The organism is Pseudoalteromonas sp. OOF1S-7, from assembly GCF_022347765.1.
In the GTDB taxonomy this organism is placed as follows: domain Bacteria; phylum Pseudomonadota; class Gammaproteobacteria; order Enterobacterales; family Alteromonadaceae; genus Pseudoalteromonas.
This window is the reverse complement of record NZ_JAKRFZ010000003.1, coordinates 509,427-532,356: the sequence shown is the minus strand read 5'-3', so window position 1 is coordinate 532,356 and position 22,930 is coordinate 509,427. Positions and strand designations below refer to the sequence as shown.

Annotated in this window: 14 protein-coding genes; 2 read left to right on the top strand and 12 right to left on the bottom strand. The window is 49.8% G+C overall.

The annotated features are described in order from the left end of the window. Positions 1–10: 10 nt before the first annotated feature. From MHN33_RS07240 to MHN33_RS07205, 8 genes are all read right to left on the bottom strand, one after another. Positions 11–709 (bottom strand): SPOR domain-containing protein, encoded by a 699-nt coding sequence (locus MHN33_RS07240; RefSeq protein ID WP_239397324.1) that lies wholly within the window; start codon positions 707–709, stop codon positions 11–13. A 12-nt stretch (positions 710–721) separates the two neighbouring features. Next, positions 722–1,984, bottom strand: coding sequence for a bifunctional tetrahydrofolate synthase/dihydrofolate synthase (gene folC, locus MHN33_RS07235; RefSeq protein WP_239397323.1), 1,263 nt, complete (start codon positions 1,982–1,984; stop codon positions 722–724). 21 nt (positions 1,985–2,005) lie between these two features. After that, positions 2,006–2,881: an acetyl-CoA carboxylase, carboxyltransferase subunit beta gene (gene accD / locus MHN33_RS07230; RefSeq protein WP_239397322.1), complete on the bottom strand. Its 876-nt coding sequence runs from the start codon at positions 2,879–2,881 to the stop codon at positions 2,006–2,008. A 166-nt stretch (positions 2,882–3,047) separates the two neighbouring features. Next, the gene (truA, locus tag MHN33_RS07225; RefSeq protein ID WP_239397321.1) at positions 3,048–3,845 is read right to left on the bottom strand and encodes a tRNA pseudouridine(38-40) synthase TruA; all 798 of its coding nucleotides are present in this window, start codon (positions 3,843–3,845) and stop codon (positions 3,048–3,050) included. A gap of 93 nt (positions 3,846–3,938) precedes the next feature. After that, positions 3,939–9,659, bottom strand: coding sequence for a FimV/HubP family polar landmark protein (locus MHN33_RS07220; protein WP_239397320.1), 5,721 nt, complete (start codon positions 9,657–9,659; stop codon positions 3,939–3,941). 329 nt (positions 9,660–9,988) lie between these two features. Then, on the bottom strand, positions 9,989–11,005 hold the full coding sequence (locus MHN33_RS07215; RefSeq protein ID WP_239397319.1) for an aspartate-semialdehyde dehydrogenase: 1,017 nt from the start codon (positions 11,003–11,005) through the stop codon (positions 9,989–9,991). A 1-nt stretch (position 11,006) separates the two neighbouring features. Beyond that, a complete protein-coding gene (locus MHN33_RS07210; protein WP_239397318.1) occupies positions 11,007–12,140 on the bottom strand; it encodes a 4-phosphoerythronate dehydrogenase in 1,134 nt (377 codons plus the stop codon). A gap of 62 nt (positions 12,141–12,202) precedes the next feature. After that, positions 12,203–12,493: a DUF6419 family natural product biosynthesis protein gene (locus tag MHN33_RS07205; protein WP_239397317.1), complete on the bottom strand. Its 291-nt coding sequence runs from the start codon at positions 12,491–12,493 to the stop codon at positions 12,203–12,205. 209 nt (positions 12,494–12,702) lie between these two features. Between MHN33_RS07205 and fadE the strand changes: the two genes are divergently transcribed. Beyond that, positions 12,703–15,153 carry an acyl-CoA dehydrogenase FadE gene (fadE, locus tag MHN33_RS07200; RefSeq protein ID WP_239397316.1) on the top strand — a complete coding sequence of 817 codons (2,451 nt, stop codon included), beginning with the start codon at positions 12,703–12,705 and terminating at the stop codon, positions 15,151–15,153. Positions 15,154–15,447: 294 nt separating this feature from the next. Here the strand turns inward: fadE and MHN33_RS07195 are convergent, their stop codons facing one another. The 4 genes from MHN33_RS07195 to MHN33_RS07180 form a co-directional block, all read right to left on the bottom strand. Then, a complete protein-coding gene (locus tag MHN33_RS07195; RefSeq protein WP_239397315.1) occupies positions 15,448–16,524 on the bottom strand; it encodes a DUF6136 family protein in 1,077 nt (358 codons plus the stop codon). A 7-nt stretch (positions 16,525–16,531) separates the two neighbouring features. Continuing rightward, complete coding sequence (locus MHN33_RS07190; protein ID WP_239397314.1) at positions 16,532–17,113, bottom strand: ATP-binding cassette domain-containing protein; 582 nt, start codon at positions 17,111–17,113, stop codon at positions 16,532–16,534. 66 nt (positions 17,114–17,179) lie between these two features. Then, positions 17,180–18,085, bottom strand: coding sequence for an SMP-30/gluconolactonase/LRE family protein (locus MHN33_RS07185; protein ID WP_239397313.1), 906 nt, complete (start codon positions 18,083–18,085; stop codon positions 17,180–17,182). A 95-nt stretch (positions 18,086–18,180) separates the two neighbouring features. Continuing rightward, on the bottom strand, positions 18,181–20,448 hold the full coding sequence (locus tag MHN33_RS07180) for a DUF5916 domain-containing protein (RefSeq protein ID WP_239397312.1): 2,268 nt from the start codon (positions 20,446–20,448) through the stop codon (positions 18,181–18,183). 265 nt (positions 20,449–20,713) lie between these two features. Between MHN33_RS07180 and MHN33_RS07175 the strand changes: the two genes are divergently transcribed. Further along, entirely contained in the window at positions 20,714–22,729 is a 2,016-nt protein-coding gene (locus MHN33_RS07175) for a transcriptional regulator (protein WP_239397311.1), read from the top strand. Positions 22,730–22,930 lie beyond the last annotated feature (201 nt).

The following is a 22,930-nucleotide window of genomic DNA, read 5'->3' as shown; positions in this document are numbered from 1 at the left end:
AATTACCAGATCATTTTACCACGGTAAACTGAGTCAGGCGGCCGTTTAACTTAGTTAATTTCTTTAGTTCTGGGAGCTTAGCTTCAAGTTTGGCTCTATTTAAATCTGGTCCGACAAACACTTTAGTCAAAGTACCATTGGGCGTTTTTACCGGGCGGGTAAAGGTCTTGAAACCATTTTGGGTAAGCTTTTTGGTAAGTGCTTCAACATTTGATTTGTGTGAAAAGCTGCCGAGCTGAATGACGTAGGCCATTTGCGTAAAATTAGAAACCTCAGGCCGCGTTAAAGGCTCGCTTTTCATCTCTGGAGAGGGCTCAGATGCCGAGCCTGTCTCAGCGTGTGATGAAATTGGTTCGTGAGCGGGAACCCCTTTGCCAATTGCCGCATTCTGCGCAATCTGAGATGTCTCTGACTGCTCTGATACCGATGCATCCTGGTGCGATTCGGCCGACGACACATCAGCACTGAGCTGAGCATCATCTGCTTCAATATCTTCTACCACTTCCTCCATTGGTTGAGTCGCCAATGATGCGCGTTCATCTATCCGCGTCTTCAGCTCTATGGTCGAGAACTCAGGACGCTCCGGGATAGGCTTAAAGCCTTCCTTATAGTGGACCTTTTCACCATCCAGAATATTAGGTATAAAAACCACCGCTGCTATCACAACGATGCTGGTGCCGACCAGTCGGTTAATAAATCCTGAGTTCACAACTATTGCTCTCTACTTTTGCCAGTACTGCATGGCCGCGGCCACGGTCACAAACGAGCCAAATATTATCAGCACCGTGTCTTTAGGTTGCTGAGGAAGCAGACTTTGCAGAGCCGAGTCAACACTAGGGAATACCTGACTGTGCTCACTGTGCGGTGCTGGCAACAATGGCAGCAACTGCTCTGCATGCTCTCCTCGGGGCCCGTCCAATGAGGCACAGCTCCATGTCTCAACCACACCTGACAGGGCATCAATCACGCTCGCTTTATCCTTATCAGCAAGCATAGCGACTAAGGCATGAATTTTAAAGCCCTGATTTTTCAAACGCATTAACTGTGTTCTGAGGTAACGCGCCGACTCCGGGTTGTGCGCCACATCGGTGTAAATCAATGGCTGCTGACTGAGCTGCATAAACCGCCCTTCTACCTGTAAGTCGGCCAAAATTCGTTTTATCAGGTCTTCTTCAGGTAACAGCTCAAGCCGGGCCAGTAGTGTTAATGCCGTGGCCACGTTTTGAGCGGGAATAGCCGGTTGTGCCAGGGTCAGATCGTGCTCACCATATTGCCAGCGCAGACCGTCAGGCATAGCAGTAAAGTGAAAGTCACGTTTAGACAGGATCAGTTCTGCGTTGATTTCCTCACCATAGTCGATCACTGTGTGTGGAATATCCAAATCGCCCACTATAGCCGGTGTATCAGAACGGAAAATACCTGCCTTGTCATACCCCACCAGCTCACGGGTATCACCCAGATACTCTTTGTGGTCAAGATCTATGGTCGTAATAACACTGGCATAAGGTGTCACAATATTGGTTGCATCATAGCGACCGCCCAGGCCAACCTCGAGTAACACATAATCCACCGCATGCTGTTTAAATAACCACAAGGCACCTAGCGTACCATATTCAAAGAATGTCAGTTCGACTTCTGCACGACCCCGATCCAGTGCATAGAAAGCATCGACATGAGATTGATCGGACAGCGTTTTACCATTGATGCGGACACGTTCGTTATAATGGATAAGGTGTGGGGAGGCGTAAGTGCCTACACTGTAGCCTTGTGCCAGCAACATGGCTTCCAGACAACGTGCTGTCGTGCCTTTACCATTGGTGCCACCAATCAGGATGATCTTACTGCTACTGTTGAGCAGATCAATATTGTTGGCAGCCTGTGCAACGCGCTCCAGCCCCATAGCAATATTGGCAGGGTGTAACTGTTCTAAATAACAAAGCCAATCATTCAGTGTGGATGATTGGCTTGGTGTAGTCTTTGACATAGTGCGCTCAAATTAAAAAATTTACGCTACTCTATGCTCTTGTTCGGTAGAAGGCAAGTTCATGAACTTAGCAAGAATACGTGCCAGAGAGTCACGTATTTCACGACGGTCAATGATCATGTCGATTGCGCCATGTTCCAACAAGAACTCACTACGCTGGAAGCCTTCAGGTAAGGTTTCGCGTACCGTCTGTTCGATAACACGCGGACCTGCAAACCCGATCAATGCTTTAGGCTCAGCCACGTTAATGTCACCCAGCATAGCAAGTGAAGCAGAAACACCACCCATAGTCGGATCCGTCATGACCGAGATAAATGGTAAACCACGCTCACTCATTTTCGCCAGTGCAGCACTGGTTTTTGCCATCTGCATCAGGGACATCAAAGCCTCCTGCATGCGGGCACCACCAGACGCTGAAAAACAGACCAGCGGCATATTGTGTTCAAGACATTCGTTAACGGCGTCAACAAAGCGTGCACCAACAACGGAGGCCATTGATCCACCCATAAAGGAGAATTCAAATGCCACTGCTGCTACAGGAATGCCTTTTAGGGTGCCTTTCATGGCGACCAGCGCATCTTTCTCGCCACTGACTTTTTGCGCCGCAGTGATGCGATCTGAATACTTTTTCGAATCTTTAAACTTGAGTACATCCTTTGGTTCGTGTTGAGTACCCAACTCGACGCGGCCACCATCATCTAAAAAGCTCTCCAGACGCTTGCGTGCGCTGATCCGCATATGGTGATCACATTTAGGACAAACATGCAGTGACTTTTCCAGTTCTGCTTTATACAGGATTGAATCACAGTCTGTACATTTTGCCCATACACCTTCTGGGATCTCTTTTTTACCAGTCGATTTAGCCGTTTTAGGTAAGATTTTTTCTAACCAACTCATTTGCAACTCTCTTATTGCTCATTCTGTGTCGCTCTCTGCAAATAGCAGACAGATTTTCTCAATTAAAACATGATTAAGACATCAGTGATATAAAAAACTGGTCTTAGTTGTATCAAATAATTAAGACGCTCGCGCCCAGTTTTGCTTTAGTCAATATTGGGTTGAATTAACGGATCGTTACTTCGGGTAAAAACAAGGGCCCTGCCGGCGTTGACGGGATCTGCCAGCGCTCTGGATAGTCGACATCTACCAGGTATAACCCATTAGGTTTGGCGGTTGCACTTGCCTGAGTGCGGTCTTTGATACTCAGTAGCTCTGCCAGCCACTCTGGCGGATACTTGCCTACTCCGATGTCCATCAGGCATCCCGTGATATTGCGCACCATGTGGTGTAAAAACGCATTGGCTTTGACATCAACGACGATGTAATCACCAAACCGGTCGACCTGTAAATGATGGATGTTGCGACACGGCGAATTAGACTGGCAGTGTACTGCCCGAAAAGAAGAGAAATCATGCTCACCAATCATCACCGGGCACGCTGCCTGCATCAATTCGGCATCCAGCGGGTGATAGTAATGAGTCACTCCACTGCGTAAAATACCCGGACGATTAACACTGTTATAAATCACATAACGGTAACGTCTGGCCGTTGCACTAAAACGCGCGCTGAACTCGTCATGGACAGGGGTGGCATAACGTACCGCAATATCATCGGGCAACTGAGAGTTAACACCCAGCGTAAATGCTTTCATGTCCCTGTCAGAGTGGGTATCGAAGTGGATCACCTGGCCCGTAGCATGAACACCGGCATCTGTGCGCCCGGCACACACCACGTCGACCTTGTGATTACAAATGCTAGACAGGGCTGTCTCCAGCTCCTCCTGAACACTATTTACATTACACTGACGCTGCCAGCCGCTGTAATTACCGCCATTGTATTCAATCCCCAAAGCTACACGCATAAACTACTCAAACTCTCATTTCGAACTTAGCCGCGCATTTTATGCGATCGCCGCCGATAATACCAATCCCATCGCGTCGTTGTAAGCAGAGGCTTATTTAATCTGCTGCTTCAGCGCCTGCGCTTCTGCCTGAACAGATTCTGGTCCACTATTCAGGATCTCCTCAACGGCGTTTTGTGCCGAATCAAAGTCACCAATTTCAATATAGGCACGAACCAGATCGAGCTTCGCTGCATATCCGCCTTCTTCCAGATCAACATCCGTGGCGTTCTCTCCGGCCAGCAACTCTTCAAAATCACCCAACCCTACATCCATATCTGGTGACTGATAGGGCTCTTCTTGTGCCGGTTCATCATCGCTTTGAGACAGTAAATCGTCTATTTCAAGATAATCTTCGTCTGTTGCAGCCGAGTCTGCACTGTCGTCGTTAAGTTCGTCCGTCGCAAGTTCGTCAATGTCCTCAATTTCCAGGTCCTGCCCCAGCTCCTCGCTTAACAGTGCATCAAAATCCAGCTCTGGCTCATCTGACAGCTCAACGTCTGAAGTATCCGGTTCCACCGATTCATCCAGTAGCGCACTGAAATCAGTGTCGTTCAGCTCTGCCAGAAACTCATCTTCAATCGCAGCTTCATCTATGTTGATTTCGGGTTCCGGGGTATCATCCTCGTCGTCATCCAGATCGGTTAGCTCATCCAAAAAGGCATCCGGCTCTTGCGGCAATTCTGGGTCAGCAGGCGTTTCGTCCTCAGACGAATCACTTTGTGCAAACTCTGCCAAGTCCTCATCTGAGAGCATCAGATCGGATAAGTCATCATCCAGGTCTTCCAGCTCAAGCTCGCCATCCGGCTCCGACTCCATTGCACTCAATGCGTCCTCTTCGTTGAACTCTGGAAAGTCTTCTTCCGCCAGAGCGTCATCTGTCAGGTCATCTTCTAACAGCGTTTCTTCATCTGCTGAGGCTTCTTGCTCGGGTGCCTCTTCAGCCTCCGGCTCCGCCACTTGTGGCTCGTCATCCATGGCGGCCAGTGCGTCGCCCTCTTCAAAGGCCGGGAAATCTTCCTCTGCTAAAGTGTCGTCGGTCAGGTCACCTTCTAACAGCGTTTCTTCATCTGCTGAGGCTTCTTGGTCGGGTGCCTCTTCAGCCTCCGGCTCCGCCGCTTGTGGCTCGTCATCCTTGGCGGCCAGCGCGTCGTCCTCTTCAAAGGCCGGGAAATCTTCCTCTGCTAAAGTGTCGTCGGTCAGGTCGTCTTCTAACAGCGTTTCTTCATCTGCTGAGGCTTCTTGTTCTGGTGCCTCTTCAGCCTCCAGCTCCGCCGCTTGTGGCTCGTCATCCATAGCGGCCAGCGCGTCGTCTTCTTCAAAGGCCGGAAAATCTTCCTCTGCTAAAGTGTCGTCGGTCAGATCATCTTCTAACAGCGTTTCTTCATCTGCTGAGGCATCTTGCTCGGGTGCCTCTTCAGCCTCCGGCTCCACCGCTTGTGGCTCGTCATCCAGCGCTGCCAGCGCGTCGTCCTCTTCAAAGGCCGGGAAATCTTCTTCCGTCAATGTGTCGTCTGTCAGGTCACCTTCTAACAGCGTTTCTTCATCTGCTGAGGCATCTTGCTCGGGTGCCTCTTCAGCCTCCGGCTCCACCGCTTGTGGCTCGTCATCCAGCGCTGTCAGCGCGTCGTCCTCTTCAAAGGCCGGGAAATCTTCCTCTGCTAAAGTGTCGTCGGTCAGATCATCTTCTAACAGCGTTTCTTCATCTGCTGAGGCTTCTTGCTCGGGTGCCTCTTCATCCTCCGGCTCCGCCGCTTGTGGCTCGTCATCCAGCGCTGCCAGCGCGTCGTCTTCTTCAAAGGCCGGGAAATCTTCCTCTGCTAAAGTGTCGTCGGTCAGATCATCTTCCAGAGAGGGAGCTTCTGCCAAAGCTGCTGTTGTAGCTTCATTATCCTGTTCGTTGCTTTCTTCCAGCTCAAAATCGGGGCCTTCCAGGTCATCAAAATCACCAGCAAAGTCCAGTAACCCGTCACCGTCCTCACCCAGCTCATCATCAAGTAAACTGGAAAGTTCATCCTGTTCCAGACTTTCCGCGAGCGCCCTTTCCGTTTCACTCATGGTCGACCCAGATTCAGTATCCAAATCTATTACATTAGGCTCAGACTCATCCATTTGTAATTCAGGATAACTACTCAATTCTTCGCTGGGCGTGACCGGATCAAATTCGGTAAGTTCTTCATCTTCAGACAGATCTATGTCTTCATCCGCGAGTGGATCATCACCCAGATCAATCTCAACTTCACTGTCCAGTTCAGCGTCAAAGTCGTCTGTTTCGGCTTCCAGCGCTTCAAGCAGCTCGTCAACATTTTGCAACTGAGGTGGCGTAACATCATCGGCTTGTTCTGCTTGGTGTACCAGCTCCTCAGCAAACTCATCGAGCAACTCGTCTTCAGTTTCTGCTAATGCAGGTCCATCCTGCTCAGCAACAAACTCGGCCTCGTCAGGTTCTAGCTCAGCAGGCCCTTCAGTTTCGTCATGTAAAGACTGAAGAACCGCTTCCTCTTCCAGCATACCGTCAAGGTGACCAGACTCCGTTGTTGAAATAGTTTCCGGGTTAGTTATAGGTTCATCTTCTAACAGGCTGTCGATATCATCGGACTCTGCTGCCAGCAATTCTTCTTCTGATCCTGCGTCCGGCTCGTCTTCAAGCAGGCTGTCGATATCTTCAGGCTCTGCTGCCAGCACTTCCTCTGATCCTGCGTCCGACGCATCCTCTAACAGACTATCGATATCATCCGGCTCTGCTGCCAGCACTTCTTCTGATCCTGCGTCCGGCTCGTCTTCTAGCAGGCTGTCGATATCATCCGGCTCTGCTGCCAGCAATTCACCATCAGATCCTGCGTCCGACTCGTCTTCTAGCAGGCTGTCGATATCATCCGGCTCTGCTGCCGGCAATTCATCATCTGCTCCTGCGTCCGGCTCGTCTTCTAGCAGGCTGTCGATATCATCCGGCTCTGCTGCCAGCAATTCACCATCTGATCCTGCGTCCGGCTCGTCTTCTAGCAGGCTGTCGATATCATCCGGCTCTGCTGCCAGCAATTCTTCTTCTGATCCTGCGTCCGGCTCGTCTTCTAGCAGGCTGTCGATATCATCCGGCTCTGCTGCCAGCAATTCATCATCTGATCCTGCGTCCGGCTCTTCTTCAAGCAGGCTGTCGATATCATCGGGCTCTGCTGCCAGCAATTCATCACCTGATCCTGCGTCCGGCTCGTCTTCAAGCAGGCTGTCGATATCATCCGGCTCTGCTGCCAGCACTTCATCTGATCCTCCGTCTGGCTCGTCTTCAAGCAGGCTGTCGATATCATCCGGCTCTGCTGCCAGCAATTCTTCTTCTGATCCTGCGTCCGGCTCGTCTTCAAGCAGGCTGTCGATATCTTCAGGCTCTGCTGCCAGCACTTCATCTGATCCTGCGCCCGGCTCGTCTTCTAGCAGGCTGTCGATATCATCGGGCTCTGCTGCCAGCAATTCATCACCTGATCCTGCGTCCGGCTCGTCTTCTAACAGACTATCGATATCATCCGGCTCTGCTGCCAGCACTTCTTCTGATCCTGCGTCCGGCTCGTCTTCTAGCAGGTTGTCGATATCATCGGGCTCTGCCGCCAGCAATTCTTCTTCTGATCCCGCGTCCGGCTCGTCTTCAAGCAGGCTGTCGATATCATCGGGCTCTGCTGCCAGCACTTCTTCTGATCCTGCGTCAGGCTCGTCTTCAAGCAAGCTGTCGATATCATCGGGCTCTGCTGCCAGCACTTCATCATCTGATCCTGCGTCCGGCTCGTCTTCTAGCAGGCTGTCGATATCATCGGGCTCTGCTGCCAGCAATTCTTCTTCTGATCCTGCGTCCGACGCATCCTCTAACAGACTATCGATATCATCCGGCTCTGCTGCCAGTAATTCTTCTGATCCTGCGTCCGGCTCGTCTTCAAGCAGACTATCGATATCATCCGGCTCTTCGTCAGTCAGTCCGTCATTGTCCTGCACTTCGGCCAATAAAGCGTCAATATCATCGTCTGAATCAATGTCCGATTCTGCTGTTAGTGTATCGCCAGGGTCATTAGCGTCCTGCGCTTCAGCCAATAAAGCGTCGATATCATCGTCAGCGTCGAGTTCAGCTTCTACTGTCTGCGATACGTCAGCACCGCTACCCTGCGCCTCGTCCAGCAGGCTGTCGATATCATCCACATCGAAATCGTCTTCAGCAATATCCGGTTCATCATCCAATGCGCCATCGAGCAAATCGTCGATGTCGTCCGCGCTAAGCACGCCATCGTCTGTCGCTGCTCCGTCAGCCGCTTGGGACTTTGGGGGCGACTCCCCGACTTCATCTATCAGACTGTCAATGTCGTCCAGATCAAAGTCTTCGTCCGATGCGTCAGCTTCTTCCAGGCTTTCTTCCGCCAGCTCTTCGCTTAATGCTGCCAGGGCATCATCACTGACATCCAGGGTATCATCATCGGTGCCTTCGCTTACCTCGTTGAACAAATCGTCAATGTCGTCTGCACTGAGTATGTCGTTGTCGTCTTTTGCCGACTCTGCATCAACATCCAGCGTAATTTCATCACCCAGGCTGTCATCACCTTCGTCGAAATTTTGTTGCAGAAAATCGTCTAAATCATCCGCATCAGCCGTTTCATTGTTAACATCTGACTCATCATCAAAAACAATGTCGTCGTTCAGTAAGCTATCCAGCTCATCCTGTTCTAGTGTGTCATTACCCTCCTCAAACGCATCATCTTCGAGGCTGTCAAAGACGATTTCATCATCAGGTAAAATGTCGTCATCCAACTGCACACCTTCATTTAGCGCATCTTCCGCACTGTCATTTGGCATATCCAGGTCAAGTGGATCGACTGCTGCTGCCGCTGCTGCACCAGCAGCGGCAGCTGGTGATTGTGGCAAAAATTCATCATCTTCTTCAGCTTGCTTTGTCTTACCTTTACGCAAACGCATCACCACTGCACCTATGATCAGTAGAGCAGGAATAGTGGCAAGCAAGCCTACGACCAGTGGGTTGGCAAATAGTTTCGCAATACTGAATTCTGCCTCTGCTTGTGCCTGCATTTGCTGCTGTGCGATCAACTCGTTTTGCATGTCGATCACGGCTTTAAGCTGCTGTTGGATCTCACTGTCTCTGCCCAGCTGGTCCTGAACATTTTTCAGCTCTTCAGAAATGTTATTTAGTTTTTTCTCAAGTTCGTTATTTTCCTGGAGGATCTCTTCGACACTGCGAACGGAAGTTTTAAATTGAGATTGTAGCTCATGCAGGCGGGAGTCTTGCTCCATCTTAAGTGATTTGAGCTCATTGGTTAGCGCTTCGCGCGCTTCTTCTACATCGACTTTGCGCGCTTGTGTCACACGTTTGTCGGCAGCGTCTATCGTCGCCTGGTCAAGCTTGCCGCTTTTTTTCAGCTCCCAGAGCTCATCATCCTGATCCGATTTTTGCCGCGCAAGTTCAGGGTTAACACGACGAATTTCGGCCAGAGTCGGGATTTTCAGATAAGCGCCATCACGCATGTGATTTAGGTTGTTGTCGAGAAAAGCTTGTGGGTTTTTCTCATACAAAGCCTGCATCACTTGATAGATAGAAACCGAGTCACTGGGCCGGATTTTATGCGCGATGCGCCACAGAGTATCTGTTGGTTTAATCGGGCCAACTGAACGCCCCTGAAGACCGAGGTCCACCCCTTTCGGACCTTTAAGAACGGTCCCATCCTCAGTGTGAACGGGCGCTGCAATAAGGGCCATTGCTAAGATACAAATAAAGGCTAAACCGCGCATGCTGTTCCTTTGTATACTCTTCTTGCGTTGCCATGGTGGCGACGCGACTACTGAATTGTGCTTAATAGGGCTTGTGCAAGCTCTGTTCCAATTGCCAACTATAAACCAGATAACGGCGAATATCCATCGCCAAAGTATTGAAAATTAACATTCTTATCATGCTTTTTAATGAGTTAGCCGGGCTTTGTTTAAGCCCCTGATTATTCTCAAGGATAGACGAATTACACCGACATGGCGCTAGAGAAATGAAAAGTGGCAAAATGCTGCCGTTTTGCAACAAGGGGAAAGGAAGGTCAGGGCCTGTCAGAAGTGGCAAACCCTGGAACAGATCACAAATAGTGTGTGATTAACTCTTCAGCAATTTGCACGCTATTAGTCGCGGCACCTTTGCGGGTATTATCTGACACAACCCACATGTTCAGACCGTGAGGGTGTGAGATATCCGCTCTCAGGCGGCCCACATACACAGTATCATTGCCGCTGGCATCGCTGACCGGTGTGGGATAGTCCTGCTCATCTTCGATCAGTTCAAGACCTGGCGCTTCATTCAGCAATTGCTTGATATGCTCGAGATCATAGGGCATACGGGTTTCCAGGTGAATGGCTTCCGCATGACCATAAAAAACCGGTACGCGCACAGCCGTTGGATTGACCATGACACTGCTGTCACCCAGGATCTTTTGTGTTTCCCAGACCATTTTCATTTCTTCTTTGGTGTAACCATTATCCTGAAATACATCAATCTGTGGGATCACATTAAACGCGATTTGCTTGCTGAATACCTCGTTTTCCATGGGCCGGGCGTTCATCAAATTGGCCGTTTGCTTTGCCAGTTCGTCTACAGCTTCTTTGCCTGCACCAGATACGGCCTGATAAGTAGAGACGTTGATCCGGTCAATCCCATAGGCATCATATATCGGCTTCAATGCCACCATCATCTGAATCGTCGAGCAGTTTGGATTAGCAATAATGTTACGATTGCGAAAATCAGCCAGGCTTGCGCTGTTTACTTCTGGCACCACCAAAGGTACATCATAGTCGTATCTGAAGTGTGAGGTATTATCAATTACCACACAGCCCGCTTCTGCCGCTATTGGCGCATACTGCTCTGAGACACTACCACCGGCTGAGAACAAGCCAATATGGGCCTGACTAAAGTCAAACTCAGCCACATCGAGTACGGTGAGCGTTTCGCCGTTAAATTCAATTTCTTCACCTGCACTGCGGCTACTTGCCAGAGGATACAGGTTGCCAACCGGGAACTTGCGCTCTGCCAGTGTTTCGATTATTTGTTTACCGACCAGCCCGGTTGCCCCGAGCACCGCCACATCATATTTCTGCGACATATTATTCCTCATTCGAATTAACTACTTTAAAACCAAGCTGCTGTAATTGTTGCCCACAATGGAGGGCATTTTGTACCGTAAGAGTATTGAACTCGCGTCGGGGGGGATAGTTTTTACGCAACATATCAAACCCCTGACTGGCAATATTACTGCGCATCAGACCATCGTCACGACGGATATCATAGACCAGATGCACCAGCCTGCCGAGTTCCAGCTCACTGAGTGTGTGCTCTGCATAGCAGGAAGTCAGTGCCGGTATAGGTAAAAACGACTCTAACGATTTGCTGGCCTCTATCCCTAACTGGTTACATAAAGCCTGGTACAACATCTGAGTACCACGCGCTTTGCCTTCCAATGTATGACCGGCAATATGCACCGAGGCAAATAAAGTGTGAGCCAACAACGGCATTGAAATATCAGGTTCGTTTTCCCACACATCCAACACCAAGTCGATTGACTGACCGCTTTCAAGTGCATTTAACAGCGCCTGATTGTCAATGACATCACCCCGGCTTGCGTTAATAACCAGCATATCAGGCTTGAGTGCCGAAATACGCTGGGCATTGAGCAGGTGGCGCGTCTGATGTGTACCGGTTCGTACTAGAGGCACATGGAAAGTAACGATATCTGCTTGCGCCAGCAAGTCATCAAGTGGCATATGCTGTCCCAGCGTACCGGCCTCATGACGAATTGGGTCACACAGCAACAACTCAATCCCGCTGGCTGCCAGTTTATCGCGTAAACACTGGCCGATGTTACCAACCCCAACAATGCCAAGCTTTTTGCCTTGCAGATCAATCGCTCTATGTTGCGCATAAGCATATAGGGCACTGATCACATATTCAGCAACGGCAACCGCATTACACCCGGGCGCACTGGCAAAGCCAATACCCCGTTGTGCTAGCAAAGGTCTGTCGATATGATCAACACCTATGGTCGCGGTGCCGACAAACCTGAGCTGCGACGCCTCGGCCAGTAATGTGTTGTCAACCCGGGTCACAGAGCGGGTAAGCAGCACATCGGCATCAATCAGTTGCTGCGGGCTCAGATTACGGCCATCAAAGCGGTTTACGACCCCAAGATCAGAGAAAAACTCTTCAACCAGGGGCATATTCTGATCTGCAAGGATCTTCATTCATTCTTCCCAAACGATACACGGACCCTTTATTGTACCGCAGCCACCGCCCCGACAACAGACTAACGTTTACTAACCCCAATACTGATGGCCGCAAACATGACGCATAGTAAAAATATCACCAGCACCTTAATACTGGGTTGCTCGGTCAAATTGATCCAGGGACTAACCAGAAATGCCTGCACATTACACCAGGCTAAAAACATGGCAATGATACTGGCACCCTGATAACCGTATATGGCGCACAAAACGCAACTGGCAAGGTTAAGAAAAACAGCGGGCTGATAAAGATGAGCTGAAAGCAGCATAGCAAAAAACGTCGCAGACGCGACACACAATGTTCCATATTGCATGACAATTCCCTCCTAGAATGATCTCCTAAACTATAGGCGCAATCTTAAAAATTACAAACTCATTACATAAAAACAACACCCTCCCCGCTAACTCGCGTGGTAAATAATTAGCAACTAAAATGAAGATAAGATGCTTTTTAGGCTTGAAATCACTGGTCCAACAAGCTAGCCTAGCCAATGTGGTCAGACCTCTTACAAGGAATAACAACATGACACTTTTATTTACACTCGCTTTAATCGCACTGGTTAGCGCTGCCTGCTACCACCGTGCGAGCTGGAACACCTGCCTGGGTGTTGCTGCGGCGACGTTGCTAATAGGCACCTTTGCCGGGGCCTTTGGCGCGTTTGCCTGGTTAATCTTCTTAGCCATTGCCATCCCTCTATCAATGACTAACGTGCGTCAACAGTACATTGTTGCGCCGCTGTTCAAGGCGTTCAAAAAAGTAACGCCAAGCATGTCAGAAACCGAAAAGTCGGCTATTGACGCCGGTACTACCTGGTGGGAAGCGGATCTGTTTTGTGGTAACCCGAACTGGAATAAACTTCACCAGTATCAGGCACCACGCCTGACTGCGGAAGAACAAGCCTTTATGGATGGCCCGGTTGAAGAAGTATGCGCAATGCTGAACGACTGGGAAGCAACGCACGAGCTGACCGACCTGCCACAGGAAGTATGGCAATACCTGAAAGACAACAAGTTCTTTGCCATGATCATCAAAAAGCAATACGGTGGTCTGGAGTTTTCGGCTTATGCTCAGTCTTGTGTGCTGCAAAAGCTGACCAGTAAGTCGACTCTGCTGTCTTCTATCGTTGGTGTACCTAACTCATTAGGTCCGGGCGAATTACTGCAACACTATGGTACGCAAGCGCAAAAAGATCATTACCTGCCGCGTCTGGCAAAAGGCGATGAGATCCCTTGCTTTGCCCTGACTTCTCCCGAAGCCGGCTCTGATGCATCATCTATCCCAGATTTTGGTATCGTCTGTAAAGGTGAATGGGAAGGCAAAGAAACCTTAGGTATTCGCCTGACCTGGAACAAGCGTTATATCACGCTTGCACCTGTGGCCACCGTACTGGGCCTGGCATTCAAAATGCGCGACCCGGATGGCCTGCTGGGCGACAAAAAAGAAATTGGTATTACCTGCGCTTTGATCCCAACGAACATCCCGGGTGTTGAAATTGGTCGCCGCCACTTCCCACTGAACGTACCATTCCAGAATGGTCCAACTAAAGGTGAGGGTGTATTCGTGCCACTTGATTTCATCATTGGTGGTCCGAAAATGGCAGGTCAGGGCTGGCGTATGCTGGTGGAGTGTTTGTCAGTGGGTCGCGTTATCACCCTGCCGTCTAACTCAACCGGTGGTATTAAGTCTCTGGCGCTGGCCAGCGGTGCATACAGCCGTATCCGCCGTCAGTTCAAACTGCCCATTGGTAAAATGGAAGGGATAGAAGAAGCACTGGCTAAATTGGGTGGTTACGCCTACAGCAGTGACGCAGCAGTCAGTATGTCAACGGGTGCCGTCGACTTAGGAGAAAAGCCATCTGTTATTTCTGCTATTTTGAAATATCACCTGACTGAGCAAATGCGTGACTCAACCAAGCATGCAATGGATATTCATGGTGGTAAAGGGATCTGCCTGGGTCCAAATAACTACCTGGGACGCGGTTATCAGGGTGCGCCAATCGCTATCACGGTAGAAGGTGCAAACATTCTGACCCGTAATATGATTATCTATGGTCAGGGTGCTATCCGCTGTCATCCTTTTGTACTGGCTGAACTGAATGCCTGTACCATCAAGGACAAAGAAGAAGCACTGAGCAGCTTTGACCAGGCATTAATGGGCCACATTGGGTTTACCATTTCTAATCTGGTGCGCACTAAATGGCTGGCGCTGACCGGCGGTCGCTTCAGTAAAGTACCATTTAACGATGAAACAGCTGATTACTATCGAGCTGCAGCTCGCTTTAGTGCGTCGCTTGCGCTGATGTCTGACATCTGTATGGCTGTTTTTGGTGGTTCATTAAAACGAAAAGAGCGTATTTCTGCACGTCTTGGCGATTTATTAAGTTACCTGTATCTGGTTTCTGCGACTCTGAAGCGCTACAACGACGAGGGTCGTCGTAAAGAAGATTTGCCTTATGTACAGTGGGCCTGTCAGGAACATCTGTACCTGTGTCAGCGTGCTCTGGCCGATCTGATCAACAACATGCCGTCAATGGCATTACGTGGCCTGCTTAAGCTGGTGCTGTTCCCGTTCGGCCGCCCTGTGCGCAAGCCTACGGATCAGATGGAGCACAAACTAGCGCAGCTTCTGCAAACACCAGGTGCAGCACGCGATCGCCTTGCTTCACACATTTATCTGCGCGATGAGCCACTGAACCTGATTGGTACACAAGAGCAAACACTGAAAGACATTCTGGAAGTGGAACCTCTGTTCGACAAAGTATGTCGTGCCAAAGGTGAAAAACTACCGTTTATGCGCCTGGACAAAGTGGCTGAAATGGGTCGCGAATGTGGTGCGCTAAACAACGACGAAGCCGACAAACTGGCTGCCGTCGAAGCGAAGCGACTGGCCGTTATCAATGTTGATGACTTTGATCCGGCTGACCTTTTGGCTGGTAAAGCCAGGGTAGTTGCAAAAGACGCGGACGCCGCGTAACTTGTCTCGTACCTAAGGCCAGCCAAGCTGGCCTTTTTTATATTCCGCACTGTGTATCAATACATCATATCAATTTCACTTGATATCTGTTCAACTTTAAGGAACGAATCTGACGCCAACGGCGTTAATAACTTCTAATTTAGCATCTAAGCCTCGGTTATAAGCTCACAAATTTTCGCTTCACCGGCATGGATATCGATACCTCAACGATACCAGAGTACGGGTGCGGTGTTATCACCCAGATATCGTCACCTTGAGATTGACAACTTAAGGATACGAACTGGTACTATCGCGTTAAATAAATAATACTTTTAGCATCATCAAAGTCACACTGAGTCCAGCCCAGACGACAGCCAAACGCTGTGGGTGGGACTGCACCGTCCACATTAACAGCGGACTACTCAATATTACCGCCAGGCTAAATAATTCGCCATCGAGCAACACCACAACACCCAGCCAGCTTGCAAAACACAGTCCATAAATTAGCAACGACTGACTGTTCACAAGCCGAGAATACACACCAAGGCTACGCCAAAAACTTCTGCGTCCGGCAACTTGTTTATTGGTATCCAGATAAAGGCTGCTCCACCACAACTGATTAACCAGGAGTATGGCTAAAGTATAATAATGCAGGAGATCAGGACGCTCTTCAGCAATGATCAAACCTGCCCACAAGGTCAGCAGTGAAGCACCCGAACGCCACAACAGCATCCAGGGAGTGGTTTTTATTACATAGTACCAAAAACTGATGAGATTGATCTGAGGTTGAGGCATGCCCACCCTGAACTCAGGTCTTAACCAGCCCAGTGCCAGACAGAGAATAATAACCACCAGATATATATAGATGCTTGGCGCCAGCCAGATAGCCACAAAGGCAATCAACAAAGAACTAAGTAAGGTTTGTGGGCGATAGAGTAAAGTCAGGGCAAAGAGCCACTGTGCGAGCATAAAACCACTCAGCTGCGGTGCCTGCCAGAGATTGTCAATGCCGATGCTCTGCGCCAGGATCAGTGCTGCGATAAGTAACACATGACATGCCAGCAAGAGTACCCAGTCTGCGGTATATTGATGCAATCGACCACGCAGCAAAGTTGCATGAAAAGCACGGTATGTGGAATCCATGATCGCAGGCTTTACCGCCTGCAGCAACAGACTTTGCAATAATAGGAAGCCAAATGCCACTTTCATTGCAAGGTTATGAGATTCAAAGGACACCAACTTGCCCAGCCCATAGAACACCCCGATAATCAATTGGGGAATGAAAATAAAGAACAAGGTCAAAAACATCAATGAGAATTGCTGCAGCTGTTTCATCAGCACAGCCAGGGCATTACGACATGCCCGATATCGATACTGATAATAGTGTAACATCAGTACCTCACTCAAATAATGGCTGGGTGACAAAGCCAATATCAATAAAAGCTTGAGGTTCGTGACAGCTGATGATTACCTGGGCCGGATGCTGCTTTAGCCACGCTAACAGCACCTCCAGACTGGCATGATCCAGCGCGGCGCTGGGTTCATCCAGTAAAAGGTAAGGTGTATTGCGCATCATGGCGTTAATAAGCTGACACTTTTTCTGATTGCCGGATGACAAGGCGCCGTAGCGCGTATCCAGAAATGACTCAAATGCCAGTTGGTTTATTATCAGTTCAGGCCAGGAACATGACCAGCTTTTTGCCGTTAGTTGCAGAAGCTGTCTGGCTGTCAGAAATTCTGGATATGGAATGGAGTCGCTGGCCAGTGCCACCACCTGCTGTGCCACGTTCTGGAGTCGCCCGTCAAACAACACATCCCCATGAAAGGCATCATCGAGGCCTGCAATAATTCTGAATAAGGTGCTTTTCCCCAGTCCATTTGGCGCTTCAATACAGAGTTTCTGTTCTGCAAATGTCGCGCTATAGTCAGAGAAAATCGGATCGTGTAGATACACTTTTGTAAGGTGTTTTACTTCTATCATACAGGTCCCTGTTTGTTACTTGATTTGATATTAACATAACACCTTAGCGCGAATATACGCCCGTGTTTACAAAGTATGCCTATTGAAAGCACGCCCGGCATGCTCGGTGATAAAGGTCTCTATAGCACCTCGTTTTTGCATCGTCACAAATACCCGCTTACCATCTTGACCACCAAAGGCAATATTGGTTGGATACTGGCCCTTTAATTCAACCTTGCGTAAAAGCTGACCTTGTGGAGAAAGTATCACTACTTCACCTGCGCCATAACGGGCTACATACAGGTTGCCATTTTCATCACAGCGCATGCCGTCCAGGCCATGATCGGTAAATTCATAAAACAATTCTGGCGTGCCTGTCATGCCCTCCTCATCGAGTGGGAATGCCCAGATCCGGCGCTGTACGCTCTCATTAACGTACAAGGTACGGTTATCCGGACTAACTTCTATGCCGTTGGTGGTTCCCATATTGGCTCGCAGCAACTGAGTCTGGCCATCGGGAGAGATGCGCCATACTTGCCCCTGGCTGTTTTGCCAATCCGGATCGCTGGCAAAGAGTACACCGCTGTCACTGATCGCCAAATCATTGGGCTGGTGCATTTGCGGGTTATGAGCCAGCACAGCAACCGATTTGTCGGGCGATACTTTCAGTACATTGTGACCGGTATAATCGGCTATATACATATTACCCTGCGGGTCGAAGCGGATCCCGTTTCCAGTGCTCCCCTCGGGCAGGGTCAGGTACAGGATTGCCTTATCGCGCCCGGACACCTGACCGATCGTCCCCTGCTGAGCAAAGTTGACCGCAAACAGCACGCCATCACGATCCACTGCCGGGCCTTCCACCCCGTCAGTAAACACCCCATCCGTGATCCAATCCTGCGCCTGATACAGGCTGGTTGCGCCCTGATGAGAGGCGCACGAAGCAAGCAGGCTCAACCCCGCGCTCACAATCATTGCATGTCTTATTGGCATAGCCTTGTCCCTGAATATAAAAACTCAGTATGCGACGCTGAACACACGCTGTGAATTGAGAAATATTCACACAGCGTGGGACAGCACTGTGATTGTCAGAACTTATACCTGACTTTCACTAGCACTGAGTCCTGCATCGGTGCCTGCCACAGTTGCCTGGCGCTCTCAAGCCAGGCCTGAGAACCAATCTGACCTCGGGGTAAACTGTCTCCCACTGCCGCGCCGCGGCGATAAACTAAAAACAGATCGGACAAGGCGCCCATCCGGTAACGCAGCTTAAACTGGCTGGACAAACGACGGTCTTCAAAACTGGTATCCACATCATGTAACAGCTGGCGCTGGTGGTCCTGCAATGCAAAAACCTGGTCGCTGCGCGCCTCAAGTACAGCCCACTCCAGTGTTGAAGAAAATTCCAGCCTGTCGGTGACAAGACCACTTACCTGAATTTTATTAACGAAGAAATCCCGTTCATACTGAGTGATCTGATCCGTGTCGCTTGCCACTAACCAGCCATCCCCTGAGCGGTAAAAATTATTGAATTTCAGCGTCCAGTTGGGGTGCGGCAGCCAAGTCAGATCAACCGCATATTGCTGCGCACTGCCTGCAAACCCTTCCCTGTCATACTCAAAGCTGGCAGCCCAGGAGAATTTTCCGGTATAAGGACTGATATACATTACCCGAGTTTCCCAGTTTCCAGGCACCTCAAAAGCCTGACTGTCACGGCCGATATTGTCCTGCCAGCCTCCACTGACTCTGTCCAAATGCAGGTCAACTTGCCCGCCATTTGCCAGTAACCACTGACTCAGGTAGGCCTGTCTGGCTGGCAGTTTCAATCCGTCATTATCAGCCTCATAGCGTACAGTCAGTGAGTGCTTAATACGTGATAACCAGTCGCTTTGAGTATTGATTGCATGACTAAATTTCGCCTCACTGTACTGCCAGTTGTTGCGCTGAGCATATCCTAAATCACTGTTATCAAAATGGTCATTGAGCTTAAGATAGCGTCCTTCCAACGTCGTGTTTGGCGAGAACTGATACCCCAGCTGCATTGATATACCATTTCCCGTTTGTTTGCTCAATTGCGCCACCTGACTGGCCAGTAGCGCCCCCTGAAACGACCAGGTGGCACTTTGATATTGGCTGTCCCAGGCCACAGTCTTAGCATTACGCGCCAGCCAGGGGCGATCGGTATAAGTGGCCAGTACACCCGACTGCCAGTGTTTTTGTCGATATTTAGCCCGGGCCGCATAAAAGCGCTTTCCGGCGTCACTGTCCAGATCATTTTCTTTGACCGCAAACGCGCCGACCTGCATAGTCTCGCCCTGATGGACAAAGCGCGTAGCCAGGTCGATGGGCGTAATAAACTCACTGCCGTCATCGCTGCCGGCTCCAATCCGTCGGGTATGAATTAGCTTTGTATCCTGCAATGCCTGTACACTGAACACACCTATATCCTGGGTAAAGAAGGGCCGCTTGTCACTGCGCAGCGTTTCAACGGCGCTGTAGTTAATATCGACCTCATCACTGTCCACCTGACCAAAGTCCGGGTTCACCGCCACCGACCACTTTTGGTGGTGATTGGGTTTATAAAACAGATCAAAGCCCGCATCGCTGTCGCTGTTATCAGTCACCTGCTCAGCAAAATGCTGCTGATGGCTAATATAAGGCACAAAACTCAGCTGGCTGTGCTGTGGGATGGCCGATTTCAGCTTGGGCATACCCAGATAAAAGTCGCTATTACTGGTTGTTTGCTTTTGATTTGCATAGATATAATTTTTACTCAGGTCATAAAGTTGAATAGAAATCCCGATTTCGCCTTGCGCGCTGTCAACATGGTGCGCCGGGTTATAAAAAGACACGGTATGCCAGGGAATAAACACCTCGGCGGACCAGAAATCCGCCGCCTCGAACGTCGCAGACTGCCAGTCACCATCCCAGTCGCTGTCCTTGGTCAGCTGTGGGGTCAATACCGCATCCTGCGTGCCACCGCCCAGTGTTACCGCGAACTCATAGGCACCACTGCCATCACCGGCAAAATCGACGACAATGCGATTGAATTCGGCCTGCATAAAGGCGTCCTGAATATTAAACTGCTTCTGCCTGCTCGCCTCATCCTGATAGTTAACAATACCAATGTAAACACCTGATTTATCGCTAAATACCCTGGCATGCACCTTATCGGTATGGGCGGTAAGGGTGGCAGGAACCACCTGATAAAAACGCGTAAACTGCCTGGCGCTCTGCCAGGAGGCTTCATCCAGACGACCATCGAGGTCTATCTGAGCGTCCCGGACCTGATTTGCCCACAGTGCGTGACTGTTCAACACGGCACTGATGCACAAGACCCAATAACATTGCTTCATATAACTGCTCCCAATATGAGTAACTGCACGCATTGCAGCAGAAAAGCGTCGCAAAAAAGCTGAAAGTTTCCTGAATAAGGATGATCAAGCGCTGATGATTATTGACTTTGTTCTGAACTAGGTTAATTTCAGCTCATAAACCCGGATAATCATTTGATTGCCACTCATTAGATTGCGAAAGCCGCAGTGGATTGACAGAACCTGATATGGACTCGATTACCACGCCAATCAAACAGATAAACACAAATAAGGTAGCCTGACTAAGATGGATTCAAACTGGGAGACTTACACACGCGCTCAGTACTATCACTTTCTGTTCTGGCAGTTTGATGCGAGTCAAGATGAACTGCGCGCGCCAGACAGCCAGGAGATCATTAAGCTTGAACCTCAGGTTGCCAGGCTTCTGGAGCTCTTTGTCGTTTCGCCTGACACGGTACTGTCGCGGGATGCACTGAGCAAGGCGTTGTGGCCAGATACCATTGTCGAATCCAATAGCCTGTATCAATTGCTGACCAAGTTACGCCGTATTCTGAATGACAGTGCCAAACAGCCTCGCTTTATCAAAACAGTGCCCAAACGGGGTTATGTGTTTATTGCCCCCGTTGAGCTGTGTCAGCCACAAACACACGCGTATACCGAGGTCCAGAGCCCCTCAGCGGCTGAGCCCGCCGCCAATGGTAAAAAACGTTCACGATTACTGGTATTACCCATAGTTACCGCCTGCTTCAGTGCCATCGCCTATTTTTCCTCAGCGCCAGAACCCATAGCTCTGCCACACTATGATGTTGAAGATATCACCTATGAACTGGGGCTGGAGTTTGATGTCGCCGCCCACACCAGCAAGCCTCTGCTGGCTTACGTTGACGACTTTAATACCCTGATTATCAGCGATAAGCAGGGAGGTCACAAAGCGCACCTGAGTTTTGATAGCCGGGTTGCAAAACCAGCCTGGCACCCAAATAAGGACTGGCTGGCATTCTGGCAGTACCAGGGCGATGGCTGTCGACTGCTGGTGGTCAATTCACTCGGCCAGCAGCTCCACCAATCTCGGAACCAGCCCTGTTATCATATTCAGGCCCCCTCGTGGCGCTCAGACACGCAGCTGATTGCAACAGTACGCGATAAAACAGGGACGCATGCTTATCAGTATAATATTGATAGTAATAGATATATTCCTATCCCGTTAAAGTTGAACAAAGGCGATAAGCTGATCACCGCACTGCGCGGCTGGGATGAGCAAACTTACTACCTGATCAAAGATGCCAACCTGCACTCCCGACTGATCACCTTAGATGCTAAGGTACAAATGCGCTGGCCTTACCCCGTGTGGCTGATTGCTTACGACCCAAAACACCACAGCATGATCACCAATGACAGCAGCAAACATCATAACCTGATAGCCACAACCCGGGACGGCCATGAGTATCCGGTCATTGCAACGCCGCAAGGGCTCTTCAGCAGCCTGAGTGTGGACAATCAGGGGGATATTTTCAGTGCCGCCGAAAGCTGGCAGGTGAATATCCGCGACAAAGACAACCTGCCGATTTTTTCCAGTTCAAGTCATGACTATCTGCCTGTCACCAACAACCTGGGCGAGACGGCATTTATGTCGCGCCGCACCGGTGCCTGCGAGATTTATCTGCACAGCAATGATCGGGTGATCCAGCTGACTCATCACACCGGCGATGAATACGTCAACTTTGTCACCTGGAGCCCGGACAATGCCTATATTCTGGCTAACCGGGAATCCCGTTTGCTGTTGCTTGACCGTTCGGGTGTGGTGCAAACCTTTACCCCGCAGTTATCGCACTCGCTTAGCCATTTTGGCTGGCTGGACAGCCAAACCCTGTGGGCCTCCGACGGCCACGAGGTGCTGATCTACGGTAAGTCCGGGCAATTACAGCGCCGCTATAACGTCAGTTCAGATCTGCTGCTGTTTGACTATCAAGCACAAAACTGGCTTGTGTTTAAACATTCCACCATTTATCGCGTCACAGATCTGGCTGAATCTCTGTCAGATAAATCGCGACTTGCATCACTTGCGCCCCAAGCTTATCACCAAGTGACGAACCCCAGACTGAGGGATGGTTTCCTGTACTGGCAAAGCGCCTGGTCAAAAACGGATCATATCTGGCGTATGTCGCTTGACGGCAATACCCTGCCAGAGCTCCTGAAAACGCAGAATCTGTTGTGGCATTACGATATTGCCGCCGATGGCACTTTGCTAATTGCCAAAATGGAGTCGGTAGAGGGGGATATTAAGCGGCTGAGCGTCAAATAGAAGAGTTAGACCGAGTTTGCCGAAATTTGGCTCTAACACAGGCTTACCTCTCTAACCCTGGGTTTAACTGGACCCTGTCAGGCTTCCGGTAATGAATTCCAGCCAGAGTTAAACCACAGTGCAAAAGTGCGCGGTTGGCTGATTTTGGAGAATTGCGCATCAACGCAGTGTATAGAGGAAAAATGATAACAGCAGGCTCAC